The organism is Streptomyces millisiae (genome assembly GCF_031845425.1).
Taxonomy (GTDB): Bacteria; Actinomycetota; Actinomycetes; order Streptomycetales; family Streptomycetaceae; genus Streptomyces; species Streptomyces millisiae.
This window is the reverse complement of sequence record NZ_JAVREM010000073.1, coordinates 1-12,277: the sequence shown is the minus strand read 5'-3', so window position 1 is coordinate 12,277 and position 12,277 is coordinate 1. Positions and strand designations below refer to the sequence as shown.

General features: G+C 72.5%; 11 protein-coding genes. 5 read left to right on the top strand and 6 right to left on the bottom strand.

What is annotated here, in order from left to right; translation table 11 throughout:
* Positions 1-20: 20 nt before the first annotated feature.
* Together RNC47_RS31160 and RNC47_RS31155 are read left to right on the top strand one after the other, a co-directional pair.
* The gene (locus tag RNC47_RS31160) at positions 21-1,244 is read left to right on the top strand and encodes a nucleotide sugar dehydrogenase (protein WP_311603600.1); all 1,224 of its coding nucleotides are present in this window, start codon (positions 21-23) and stop codon (positions 1,242-1,244) included.
* A 78-nt stretch (positions 1,245-1,322) separates the two neighbouring features.
* Complete coding sequence (locus tag RNC47_RS31155) at positions 1,323-2,792, top strand: alkaline phosphatase PhoX (protein ID WP_311603599.1); 1,470 nt, start codon at positions 1,323-1,325, stop codon at positions 2,790-2,792.
* Positions 2,793-2,834: 42 nt separating this feature from the next.
* Here the strand turns inward: RNC47_RS31155 and RNC47_RS31150 are convergent, their stop codons facing one another.
* The 4 genes from RNC47_RS31150 to RNC47_RS31135 all read right to left on the bottom strand — a co-directional run bounded on the left by RNC47_RS31150 (position 2,835) and on the right by RNC47_RS31135 (position 7,145).
* Positions 2,835-3,950, bottom strand: coding sequence for a GuaB3 family IMP dehydrogenase-related protein (locus RNC47_RS31150; RefSeq protein ID WP_311603598.1), 1,116 nt, complete (start codon positions 3,948-3,950; stop codon positions 2,835-2,837).
* A 70-nt stretch (positions 3,951-4,020) separates the two neighbouring features.
* Positions 4,021-5,526, bottom strand: a complete 1,506-nt coding sequence (guaB, locus tag RNC47_RS31145) for an IMP dehydrogenase (RefSeq protein ID WP_311603597.1) — start codon at positions 5,524-5,526, stop codon at positions 4,021-4,023.
* A 156-nt stretch (positions 5,527-5,682) separates the two neighbouring features.
* The gene (gene shbA / locus RNC47_RS31140) at positions 5,683-6,258 is read right to left on the bottom strand and encodes an RNA polymerase sigma factor ShbA (RefSeq protein ID WP_311603595.1); all 576 of its coding nucleotides are present in this window, start codon (positions 6,256-6,258) and stop codon (positions 5,683-5,685) included.
* Between the two features lie 275 nt (positions 6,259-6,533).
* Entirely contained in the window at positions 6,534-7,145 is a 612-nt protein-coding gene (locus RNC47_RS31135; protein WP_019431595.1) for a response regulator transcription factor, read from the bottom strand.
* 333 nt (positions 7,146-7,478) lie between these two features.
* On the opposite strand from RNC47_RS31135, the gene RNC47_RS31130 reads away from it, so the two are divergent.
* From RNC47_RS31130 to RNC47_RS31120, 3 genes are all read left to right on the top strand, one after another.
* Positions 7,479-7,808, top strand: a complete 330-nt coding sequence (locus RNC47_RS31130) for a WhiB family transcriptional regulator (protein ID WP_311603591.1) — start codon at positions 7,479-7,481, stop codon at positions 7,806-7,808.
* 92 nt (positions 7,809-7,900) lie between these two features.
* Positions 7,901-8,713: an SDR family NAD(P)-dependent oxidoreductase gene (locus tag RNC47_RS31125; RefSeq protein WP_311603590.1), complete on the top strand. Its 813-nt coding sequence runs from the start codon at positions 7,901-7,903 to the stop codon at positions 8,711-8,713.
* 65 nt (positions 8,714-8,778) lie between these two features.
* On the top strand, positions 8,779-9,471 hold the full coding sequence (locus tag RNC47_RS31120; RefSeq protein ID WP_311603588.1) for an ester cyclase: 693 nt from the start codon (positions 8,779-8,781) through the stop codon (positions 9,469-9,471).
* Between the two features lie 113 nt (positions 9,472-9,584).
* Here RNC47_RS31120 and groL read toward each other — a convergent pair whose 3' ends face one another.
* Together groL and groES are read right to left on the bottom strand one after the other, a co-directional pair.
* On the bottom strand, positions 9,585-11,207 hold the full coding sequence (gene groL / locus RNC47_RS31115) for a chaperonin GroEL (RefSeq protein ID WP_311603587.1): 1,623 nt from the start codon (positions 11,205-11,207) through the stop codon (positions 9,585-9,587).
* Between the two features lie 159 nt (positions 11,208-11,366).
* Entirely contained in the window at positions 11,367-11,675 is a 309-nt protein-coding gene (gene groES, locus RNC47_RS31110) for a co-chaperone GroES (RefSeq protein ID WP_100569792.1), read from the bottom strand.
* Between the last annotated feature and the right edge of the window lie 602 nt (positions 11,676-12,277).

The window sequence follows — 12,277 nt, the reverse complement described above, 5'->3', positions numbered from 1 at the left end:
GAAGGGAGCGGAGAACGTCCATGCCCGCTGATCTCGCGGTCCTCGGCCTCGGCCAGTTGGGACTGCCGGCCGCCCAGGCCGCCACCGCGGCCGGCATCGGCACCGTCTGCTTCACCCCCGACACCCGCGCCGCCGCCGCGCTCAACGCCGGGCGCCCGCCCGCCTCCGGCGCGCTGGCCGCCTCGGAACTGCGCCGGATGCTCGCCGCCGGCTTCCGCGCCGTCAGCGACCCCGCCGTGCTCGGCCGGGCCAGGTCCGCGCTGATCTGCGCGCCGACCCCGCTGGGCGCCGACGGCGCGCCCGACCTCGGCGGCGTGCGGGAGGCCGCGACCACGCTCGCGCCCCGGCTGCGCCCCCACACCCTCGTCGTCCTCGAGTCCGCCGTCTGCCCCGGCACCACGGAGGACGTCGTCCGCCCGCTGCTCGAACGCGGCTCCGGGCTGCGCGCCGGGCGCGACTTCCACCTGGCGCACGCGCCGGGGCGCCTCGACCCGGCCGACCGCGCCCCGGGACAGCCGCGCGTCATCGGGGGCCTCACCCCCGCCTGCACCGAGGCGGCCGCCGCCTTCTACGGCCGGCTCGCCGACCGGGTGGTGCGCGCCAGGGGGGTGCGGGAGGCGGAGGCCGCCAAGGTGTTGGAGACCAACCTCAGACACGTCACCACCGCCCTGGTCAACGAGATGGCGGTGCTCTGCCACGACCTCGGCGTCGACGTCTGGGACGTGGTGCGCTGCGCCGAGAGCCGGCCCTCGGTGCCGCCCGCGATCCGCCCGGGGCCCGGCGTGGGCGGCCACACCGTCCCCATGGACCCAGGCCGCCGGCTGCCCCTGGTGGAGTTGGCCAAGCGGATCAACGAGCGGATGCCGCGCTATGTGACCCGCCGCGCCGCCGCGCTGCTCAACGAGCACGGCAAGGCGGCGCGCGGCGCCCGCGTCCTGCTGCTCGGCGTCACCTACCGCCCCGACCAGCCCGACCAGGAGCGCGCGCCGGCCGCCGACGTGGCCGCCCTGCTGCTCGCCCTCGGCGCCGACCTCTCCTTCCACGACCCGTTCGCCGCCGAGTGGCGGGTCGCCGACCGGCCGGTCCCGCGCGCCGAGTCCCCCTACGAGGCGGCGGCCGCGGCCGACCTGACGCTGCTGCTCCAGCACCACGCGACCTACGACCTCCAGGGCCTGGCCGCCAAGGCCCAGCTCCTCCTCGACACCACGGGCGCGACGCCGGCCGGCGCGGCGCACCGCCTCTGAGCGCGCCGGGTGACGCCGCCGCGCGCCGGTCGCCTGGCGTTCAGGCGCGGTTTCCCGGGCGCCGCCAAGGTGTGCGCCATGAGCACAAACACCCACGAATCACAGGACGCGCAGGACTCCGCCGGGCTGAGCCGGCGCTCGTTCGTCGCCCGCTCCGCGACCGCCGGCGCCGGCCTGGCGATCGCCGGCACGGCCGGCGTGCTGGCCACCGCCCCCGGCGCCGTCGGCGAGCCGGGCCACGACGGCGGCCGGGGCCGGCGCGAGCCGGGCTACGGCCCGCTCGTCACCGACCCGGCCGGCATCCTCTCCCTCCCCGCCGGCTTCTCCTACCGCGTCATCACCCGCGCCGGCGAGACCACGCTGGAGAGCGGCGAGACCACGCCCTCGAACCACGACGGCACCGGCTGTTTCGCCGGCGCTCGCGGCGCCCACCTGCTGGTCGTCAACCACGAGCTCGACGGCCCGCGCACCGAGTCCGAGTACCCGGTGCCGCTCGCCGACGACCTGGTGTACGACCCGGCGGCGCCCGGCGGCTGCACCGTGGTGGAGGTCGTCGACGGCGGCGACCACGTCACCGAGTGGGTCGGCATCGCCGGCACCGCCAACAACTGCGCCGGCGGCACCACCCCCTGGGGCACCTGGCTGACCTGCGAGGAGAACGCCGACCGCGCCGGCGAGAACGGCATGACCAAGGACCACGGCTACGTGTTCGAGGTCGACCCCTACGACCGGGAGGCCAACCGCTCCCCCCGGCCCATCAAGGCGCTCGGCCGCTTCGAGCACGAGGCCGTCGTGGTCGACCCGCGGCGCGGCGACCTGTACCTCACCGAGGACGCCGACGAGCCCAACGGCCTCTTCTACCGCTGGGTCCCGCCGCGCGGCTTCCGCCACGGCCGCGGCCGGCTCGGCACGCTGGCCGACGACGCGGGCACGCTGCAGGCGTTCAAGTGCTTCGACTCCCAGGGCCGGTTCGTCGACGACCTCTCCCGCACCACCAGGACCGGCACGGTCTACGGCGTCGACTGGGTGGACGTGCCGGACCGCGACGCGCGGGACGCGTCCATCCGCGAGCAGTTCGGCGCGGGCGAGATCACCAGGGCCCGCAAGCTCGAGGGCATGTGGTGGGGCGACGACGGCGCCTACTTCGTCTCCTCCTACGCCCGCGAGGAGAGCCCGGGCACCCCGCACGACGGCCAGGTCTGGTTCTACGACCCCAGGCGCCGGACCGTCACGCTCAAGGTGCTGCTCGGCGTCAACCCCGACCCGTCGCGGGAGGGCCACCTGGACGGCCCGGACAACATCACCGTCTCGCCCTACGGCGGCCTGATCATCGCGGAGGACGGCGACGGCCTCCAGCACCTCTTCGGCGCCACCGACGACGGCCGGACATGGGCGCTGGCCCGCAACGAGGTCAACATCGGCACCGCCGAGGAGCCGGAGTTCAGCGAGTTCACCGGCGTCACCTTCTCGCCGGACGGCGGCACGCTCTACACGCACATCCAGGAGCCCGGCATCATGCTGGCGATCACCGGCCCCTGGCACCGGTGACCCGCTCTCGCGCCGGCCGGCGACGGCCGGCGCGAGCCGCCGTCAGCGGGAGCGCGCGACCGTCACCTCGACGCGCTGGAACTCCTTGAGCTCCGAGTAGCCCGTCGTCGCCATCGCCCGCCGCAGCGCGCCGAAGAAGTTCATCGAGCCGTCCGGGGTGTGCGAGGGGCCGGTCAGCACCTCCTTGGTGGTGCCGACCGTGCCCAGGTGCACCTTCTTGCCCCGCGGCACGTCCTCGTGCACGGCCTCCATGCCCCAGTGGTGCCCGCGCCCCGGCGCGTCCGTCGCGCGGGCCAGCGGCGAGCCGATCATCACGGCGTCCGCGCCGCAGGCGATCGCCTTCGGCAGGTCGCCCGACCAGCCGACGCCGCCGTCCGCGATGACGTGCACGTAGCGGCCGCCCGACTCGTCCATGTAGTCGCGGCGGGCCGCCGCGACGTCCGCCACCGCCGTGGCCATCGGCACCTGGATGCCCAGCACGTTCCGCGTGGTGTGCGCAGCGCCGCCGCCGAAGCCGACCAGCACCCCGGCCGCGCCGGTGCGCATCAGGTGCAGCGCCGCCGTGTAGGTCGCGCAGCCGCCGACGATCACCGGCACGTCGAGCTCGTAGATGAACTGCTTGAGGTTCAACGGCTCGGCCGCGCCCGACACGTGCTCGGCCGAGACGGTCGTGCCGCGGATCACGAAGATGTCGACGCCCGCGTCCAGCACGGCCTTGGAGAACTGCGCGGTGCGCTGCGGCGAGAGCGCCGCCGCCGTGACCACGCCGGCCTCCCTGACCTCGCGGATCCGCTGGAAGATCAGCTCCTCCCTGATGGGCGCCGCGTAGATCTCCTGGAGCCGCCGGTTGGCCGAGCCCTCGTCCAGCTCGGTGATCTCGGCGAGCAGCGGCTCCGGGTCCTCGTAACGGGTCCACAGCCCTTCGAGGTTGAGCACGCCGAGGCCGCCGAGCTCACCGATGGCGATGGCGGTGGCCGGCGAGACCACCGAGTCCATCGGCGCGGCGAGGAAGGGCAGTTCGAAGCGGTAGGCGTCGATCTGCCAGGCGATCGAGACCTCCTTGGGATCACGCGTCCGCCGGCTGGGCACCACGGCGATGTCGTCGAAGGCGTATGCCCGCCGGCCGCGCTTGCCGCGCCCGATCTCGATCTCAGTCACGTCCAGAGCCTTTCCACGGGGTAGTGCGCCCCCCAGTATCGCGCGCCCGGTCTCGGTGTCGCGCCCCCGCTCAGCGGCCCGAGTAGTTGGGCGCCTCGACCGTCATCTGGATGTCGTGCGGGTGGCTCTCGTGCAGGCCGGCGGAGGTGATCCGCACGAAGCGACCACGCTCCTTGATCTCCGGCACCGTGCGGCCGCCGAGGTAGTACATGGACTGGTGCAGGCCGCCGACCAGCTGGTGGACCACGGACGCCAGCGGGCCGCGGTAGGGCACCTGGCCCTCGATGCCCTCGGGGATCAGCTTGTCGTCGTCGGAGACCTCGTCCTGGAAGTACCGGTCCTTCGAGTACGAGCGCCGCTCGCCGCGCGACTGCATGGCGCCGAGCGAGCCCATGCCGCGGTAGGACTTCCACTGCTTGCCGTTGATGAACATCAGCTCGCCCGGGGACTCCTCGCAGCCGGCCAGCAGGCTGCCGAGCATCACCGTGTCGGCGCCGGCGACCAGCGCCTTGGCGATGTCGCCGCTGTACTGCAGGCCGCCGTCCCCGATGACCGGGATGCCGGCCTCGCGGGCCGCGAGCGAGGCCTCGTAGATCGCGGTGACCTGCGGCACGCCCACGCCCGCGACCACCCGGGTGGTACAGATGGAGCCGGGGCCCACGCCCACCTTGATGCCGTCCACGCCGGCGTCGACCAGCGCCTTGGCGCCGTCCCTGGTGGCGACGTTGCCCGCGACGACGTCGACCCGGTCGTAGTTGGACTTGATCTTGGCGGCCATCTCCGGCACCAGACGCGAGTGGCCGTGCGCGGTGTCCACCACCAGGAAGTCGACGCCGACCTCGATCAGCGCCTCGGCCCGCTCGTACGCGTCCCCGCCGACGCCGACCGCCGCGCCCACGATCAGCCGGCCGTCCGCGTCCTTGGCGGCGCGCGGGTACTGCTCGGCCTTGACGAAGTCCTTGACGGTGATCAGGCCGCGCAGCCGCCCCTCGTCGTCGACCAGCGGCAGCTTCTCGATCTTGTGCCGGCGCAGCAGCCCCATGGCGTCGTCGCGCGAGATCCCGACCCGCCCGGTGACCAGCGGCATCGGGGTCATCACCTCGCGGACCTGGCGGGCGCGGTCCGACTCGAAGGCCATGTCCCGGTTGGTGACGATGCCCAGCAGCCGGCCCTCGGCGTCCGTGACGGGGACGCCGCTGATCCGGAACCTGCCGCAGATCTCGTCCGCCTCGCGCAGCGTGGCGTCGGGGCGGACGGTGATCGGGTCGGTGACCATCCCGGACTCGGAGCGCTTGACGCGGTCGACCTGGGCGGCCTGCTCCTCGATCGACAGGTTGCGGTGGAGCACGCCGGCGCCGCCCTGGCGGGCCATGGCGATGGCCATCCTGGCCTCGGTGACCTTGTCCATCGCCGCGGAGAGCAGCGGAACGTTTACCCGGACGTTCCGCGAGATGCGCGAGGAGGTGTCGATGTCCTGCGGCGCCATGTCGGCCGCTCCAGGCAGCAGCAGCACGTCGTCGAAGGTCAGCCCGAGGGCAGCGAACTTCTCGGGTACCTCGCCCGCGTAATCAGTCATGACAGCTTTACAGCCTTTCCCGCATCTCCGGCGTACTCCCCTTGGGCTCACCCCGCCGGGGTGCACTCCATGCTACGGCTCCCGCGAGGGGCCACCGACCGGGCCGTCCCGGCTCGCCTGACGGCGCGCCCGGCGGTCGCGGCCCCTGGGCCCGCCCTAGCGACCCGCCAGCGCGCGCAGCCTGGAGAGCGCCCGGTGCTGGGCGACCCGGACGGCACCCGGCGACATGCCGAGGACCTGGCCCGTCTCCTCGGCGGTCAGCCCGATCGCGACCCGCAGCAGCACCAGCTCCCGCAGGTGCCCCGGCAGGTCGGCCAGCAGCTTCTTGGCCCACTCGGCGTCGCTGCTCTGCAGCGCGCGCTCCTCGGGCCCGAGCGAGTCGTCCGGCCGCTCCGGCATCTGGTCGGAGGGCACGGCGGTGGAGCCCGGGTGCCGCAGCGCCGCCCGCTGGAGGTCGGCGACCTTGTTCTGGGCGATGGCGACGACGAAGGCGTCGAACGGCCGGCCCGTGTCGCGGTAGCGCGGCAGCGCGCACAGCACCGCGAGACAGACCTCCTGCGCGAGGTCGTCCACGAAGTCTCTGGCCTCGGCCGGCAGTCGGGCGAGGCGGGTGCGGCAGTAGCGCAGCGCCAGCGGATGCACGTGTGCCAACAGGTCGTGGGTCGCCTGCGCGTCCCCTTCCGAGGCGCGATGCACGAGGGTGCCGATCCCGGTTGCCTCGTCATCGCGCATCGGTCCATGGTGCACCGTTCCTCCACGATCAGAACCACCGTGGGCTGAGTTGTGCACCGAAGCGTTATGTGCGGGAGCGCTCAGCGTCATGTTCCTCGCTCTCCCCTTGCATGTGGCCGGCTCGTCCCCAAGGAGCGTCATGCCTTCAAGGATGCGTCACCCGGGAACTTTTTGAGCACGGCCGCCCGACCTGCCCGCTCCCGGGCTGCTCACCGGACGGGGTGAGGGCCGCCGCCGCGCTCCCCGTCCGGCCGTTGAACTGGTCGTTCAGAACCTCAGCGGACCAGGCCCCAGCGGAAGCCGAGTGCCACCGCGTGCGCGCGGTCGGAGGCGCCGAGCTTCTTGAACAGCCGCCGGGCGTGCGTCTTGACCGTGTCCTCCGAGAGGAAGAGCTCACGGCCGATCTCCGCGTTGGACCGGCCGTGACTCATCCCCTCGAGCACCTGGATCTCGCGCGCCGTGAGCGTGGGGGCCGCGCCCATGTCGGACGAGCGGAGCCGGCGCGGCGCGAGGCGCCAGGTCGGGTCGGCGAGCGCCTGCGTGACGGTGGCACGGAGCTCGGCCCGCGAGGCGTCCTTGTGCAGATAGCCGCGGGCGCCGGCGGCCACGGCCAGGGCCACGCCGTCCAGGTCCTCGGCGACGGTCAGCATGATGATGCGGGCGCCGGGATCGGCGGAAAGCAACCGGCGGACGGTTTCCACACCCCCGAGCCCGGGCATGCGCACGTCCATCAAAATCAGATCGGAACGATCGGCGCCCCAGCGGCGCAGAACTTCCTCGCCGTTGGCCGCCGTCGTGACTCGCTCGACGCCAGGCACGGTCGCGACCGCGCGGCGCAGCGCCTCCCGGGCGAGCGGGGAGTCGTCGCAGACAAGGACGGACGTCATGGCCGGCCTCCGCAGCTGATGCGCATCACCTTGAGCCTCCAGGCAAGTTGTGTGTCGTCATCTGTGCGGTTGACCAGGCCCGTCAACCGCCTCCGCCCTCTCAACGACGGTCACCCGAAAGAGTTACGGCCGCCAACCACACAGCACCAGCACTCTACGTGACCGACTTATCACACGGGAGCCCCTATCCGGGAAACACGCCGAACATCGACTTCGCCCTTTTTGGACCTTCTTGCCCATCTTGAGGTGTCTACGGCTATATTCGGCTGGTAGTCATATTTACATCAGGCTTCATGAGCTTCCGCAGCAGATCGAAGACGATGGGACACAGTCATGGCAGACTTCTCGCGCCTTCCCGGCCCCAATGCCGACCTGTGGGACTGGCAGCTGCTCGCCGCCTGCCGCGGCGTCGACAGTTCGCTGTTCTTCCATCCAGAGGGCGAGCGCGGCGCGGCCCGCAGCGCTCGTGAAGAGGCCGCCAAGGAAGTGTGCATGCGCTGCCCCGTGCGCGCGGAGTGCGCGGCGCACGCGCTGTCCGTCCGCGAGCCCTACGGGGTGTGGGGCGGGCTCACCGAGGACGACCGTGAGGAACTGCTGGGGCGCGCGCGGCGCGACCTCGCGGGCGCCGCGGCGCGCGGCGGCGGCAGGAGCGGCGGCTCCTAACCAGCTCCTGACCCGCCCCCTGGCCGGCTCCGGCGCGCTCCAGCACCCTCCGGCGGCCGGGCGCCGCCGCGCCGACCACTACGGTTCGGCCTATGACAACCGCATTGGTGACGGGTTCCACCGCCGGCCTCGGCGCCGCCTTCGCACGCCGGCTCGCCCGCGACCGGCACAACCTGGTGCTGGTCGCCCGCGACGGGGACGCGCTGCGACGGCAGGCGGCCGAGCTGCACGACCGGCACGGCATAGAGGCCACGGTGCTGGTCGCCGACCTGGCCACGGACGAGGGCATCGAGGCCGTCGAGCGTCGGCTCGCCGACCCCGACCGGCCCGTCGGCCTCCTGGTCAACAACGCCGGCTTCGGCCTGCGGGGCCGCTTCCTCGACGTCCCCATGGCCGACGAGCTGCGGATGCTCAGGGTGCACTGCGAGGCGGTGCTCAGACTCACGTCCGCGGCCGCCGAGGCGATGCGCCGGCGCGGCCGGGGCGGGGTGATCAACGTGGCCTCGGTCGCCGCGTTCGTGCCCCGCGGCACCTACGGCGCGTCCAAGGCGTGGGTGGTGCAGTTCACCCAGGGGGTGGCCCGGGACCTGGCGGGCAGCGGGGTGCGGCTGCTCGCGCTCTGCCCGGGGTTCGTCCGCACCGAGTTCCACCAGCGGGCGGGCATGAGCACCGACAACATCCCGGACTGGATGTGGCTGGAGGCGGACCGGGTGGTGGACGCGGCGCTGCGGGATCTGGCCCGCGGCCGGTCGCTGAGCGTGCCCGACGCCCGGTACAAGGCGCTGCTCGGCGTCACCAAGCTGGTGCCGCGCGGCGCGCTGGGCGCCGTGTCCTCGCGGGCCGGGCGCAAGTACGGCCCCCGACGCCCAAACGGACGGACGGAGGGCGCCGGGGATGATCTGTGACGAAACAGACATGACTCACTAGGCTGGAGCTATGAGAAACAGGCGCCTAGAGACTCGGATCCATCATGACTTTCGTACAGGTAATCGATTGCCGGACCAGCCGGGTCGATGAGCTGAACCGGCTGATGGACACCTGGGTGGCCAGCACCCAGGGCAAGCGGACCGCCACCCACTCGGTGGTCGGCACGGACCGGGACGACTCGACGCACGTCGTCGAGATCGTGGAGTTCCCCTCGTACGAGGAGGCCAAGCGCAACTCGGACCTGCCGGAGACCGGGCGGATCTTCGAGGAGATGGTCGCGCTCTGCGACGACGTGCCACGCTTCACCGACCTTGACGTGGTGCGCGACGAGCAGCTGAACAAGGCGACGGCCAGGAGCTTCTTCGAGGAGATCAGCAAGGGCAACCCGAACGCCCTGGAGGGGCTGTGCACGCCGGGCTACGTCGACCACGACCCGGGCAACGGACCGGAGCCGGTCGGCAGGGCCGAGGCCGAGTCGATCGCCGCCCGCTACGTCGGCGCCATCTCGCCCACCTTCCTGATCGACGACCAGGTGGCTGAGGGCGACATGGTGACCACCCGCTGGACGGTCACCGGCACGCACGACGGCGAGTTCATGGGCCTCCCGCCCACGGGCCGGCCGGTGCGGATCACCGGGCAGACCACCCACCGGTTCGACCACGGGCTGATCGCCGAGGCCTGGTGGAACTGGGACCAGTTCGGACTGCTCAGCCAGATCGGCATGGTCGAGCTCTGACCCCGGGACCTGCCGGCCCACCCCACACACGCCGAGGGCCCCGGCGCCGCGAGCGGTACTCGCGACGCCGGGGCCCGTTCCCGTCCCGGGGCGCCCGGGGTCAGGGGGAAGGCTCAGTGCGCGTGGCCGTGACCGTGCCCGGCCGCCTCCGGCTCCTCTTCCTTCTTCTCCACCACCAGGGTCTCGGTGGTGAGCAGCAGGGCGGCGATGGAGGCCGCGTTCTGCAGCGCGGAGCGGGTCACCTTGACCGGGTCGATGACGCCGTCCTTGACGAGGTCGCCGTAGGTGCCGGTGGCCGCGTTGTAGCCCTCGCCCTTGTCGAGCTCGGCCACCTTGGAGGTGATCACGTAGCCCTCGAGGCCCGCGTTCTCCGCGATCCAGCGCAGCGGCTCGACGGCGGCGCGGCGCACGATCGCGACGCCGGTCGCCTCGTCACCCGAACGGCCCAGGTCGTCGGCGAGAACCTTGGCCGAGTGGACCAGGGAGGCGCCACCGCCGGGGACGATGCCCTCCTCGACCGCCGCGCGGGTGGCGGAGATGGCGTCCTCCAGGCGGTGCTTCTTCTCCTTCAGCTCCACCTCGGTGGCGGCACCGACGCGGATCACGCAGACGCCGCCGGCCAGCTTCGCCAGCCGCTCCTGCAGCTTCTCGCGGTCCCAGTCGGAGTCGGTGTTCTCGATCTCGGCGCGGATCTGGGCGACCCGGGCCTCGATGTCGGCCGAGGAGCCGCCGCCGTCGACGATGGTGGTGTCGTCCTTGGTGATGGTGACGCGGCGGGCCGAACCCAGCACGTCGAGGCCGACCTGGTCGAGCTTGAGGCCGACCTCCTCGGAGATGACCTGGCCGCCGGTCAGGGTGGCCATGTCGCCCAGCATCGCCTTGCGACGGTCACCGAAGCCGGGGGCCTTGACGGCCACCGAGTTGAAGGTGCCGCGGATCTTGTTGACGACGAGGGTGGACAGCGCCTCGCCCTCCACGTCCTCGGCGACGATCAGCAGCGGCCGCGAGGAGCCGGCCTGCATGATCTTCTCCAGCAGCGGGAGCAGGTCCTGGATCGAGGAGATCTTGCCCTGGTGGATCAGGATGTAGGGGTCGTCGAGGACGGCCTCCATGCGCTCCTGGTCGGTCACCATGTAGTGCGACAGGTAGCCCTTGTCGAAGGCCATGCCCTCGGTGAAGTCGAGCTCGAGGCCGAAGGTCTGGGACTCCTCGACGGTGATCACGCCGTCCTTGCCGACCTTGTCCATCGCCTCGGCGATCAGCTCGCCGACCTGCTTGTCCTGCGCGGACAGCGCGGCGACGGCGGCGATGTCCGCCTTCGAGTCGATCGGGCGGGCGCTGGCCCGCAGGTCCTCGGCGACCGCCGCGACGGCGGCGTCGATCCCGCGCTTCAGACCGGACGGGGAGGCGCCGGCGGCCACGTTGCGCAGCCCCTCGCGGACGAGGGCCTGGGCCAGCACGGTGGCGGTGGTGGTGCCGTCACCCGCGATGTCGTTGGTCTTGGTCGCCACCTCCTTGACGAGCTGGGCGCCCAGGTTCTCGTACGGGTCCTCGACCTCGACCTCGCGGGCGATGGTGACGCCGTCGTTGGTGATGGTCGGCGCGCCGAACTTCTTGTCGATGACGACGTTGCGGCCCTTGGGGCCGATCGTCACCTTGACCGCGTCGGCCAGCTTGTTCACGCCGCGCTCGAGGGCGCGCCGGGCGTCCTCGTCGAATTTCAGGATCTTCGCCATCGGTTGGGTGTCCCTTGTGCCTTGTCGTCTTCGTGAGGGCGGGTTCCGCGGCGGGTTCCGCGGGGCGGCCGCACAACGGCGCCCCGGCCCCGGCCGTGCTACGGATCAGGCGCGGGTCCCGGGGCGCGTCGGTGCCGAAATGCTCTCGACCGGTCCGAGTTACTTCTCGATGATCGCGAGCACGTCGCGGGCGGAGAGAACGAGGTACTCCTCGTTGTTGTACTTCACCTCGGTGCCGCCGTACTTGCTGTAGAGCACGACGTCGCCGACCTTGACATCGAGCGGAAGGCGGTTGCCGTCCTCGAAGCGGCCCGGGCCGACGGCCAGGACGACGCCCTCCTGGGGCTTCTCCTTGGCGGTGTCCGGGATGACCAGGCCCGAGGCCGTGGTCTGCTCGGCGTCGAGCGGCTGGACCACGATGCGGTCCTCAAGCGGCTTGATGGCAACCTTGGTGCTGGCGGTCGTCACGATCCGACCTCCCCCTTCGGAGATCTCGCGGGGTCTTCATGGCTGGGAGGCGACCTGGAGGACCCGTCGTCGCGGGTGCCGGATCCGCCCGTCGCGCGTTGGCACTCCTACTGCGAGAGTGCCAACGTTGAGATTAGGCGTCGGTTAGCACTCAGTCAACTAGAGTGCCAATCCGCCCTGGCGGGCGGAGCGCCCCGAAGGTTCCGCACCCCGGGGGGCGGGGGCCCAACGCGCGGGCGGGACATCCGTGTTGCGCCCGTTCCGCTGGTTGCGATTCCCCCGCTGGCCTGCGCTTTCCCGGCGCGGCGGATGGGTGGGGCGGACCCCGGCGGAAACCACGGCGCACACCGCAGCGCTCCGCGCCGGGGTTCGCTCCCTCCCCACCTTCGTGCGACGCCGCGCGCCGGGCCGGTGCCGTTGGCGCTCCGCGCCGGGGGGGTGACGGCTGCGCGGTCGGGTGCGTGCCGGCCCGGCGGGCCGGATCGTGGCAGCTACGCCGCCGGGTGCGCGGGCGCTTCGCGCCGGGGATTTTTCCCCCACCCACCCGCCCTTTTCCGCGCTGCGCGCGGGGGGCCTGACCGCGCTGCGCGCGGTGCGCGGCC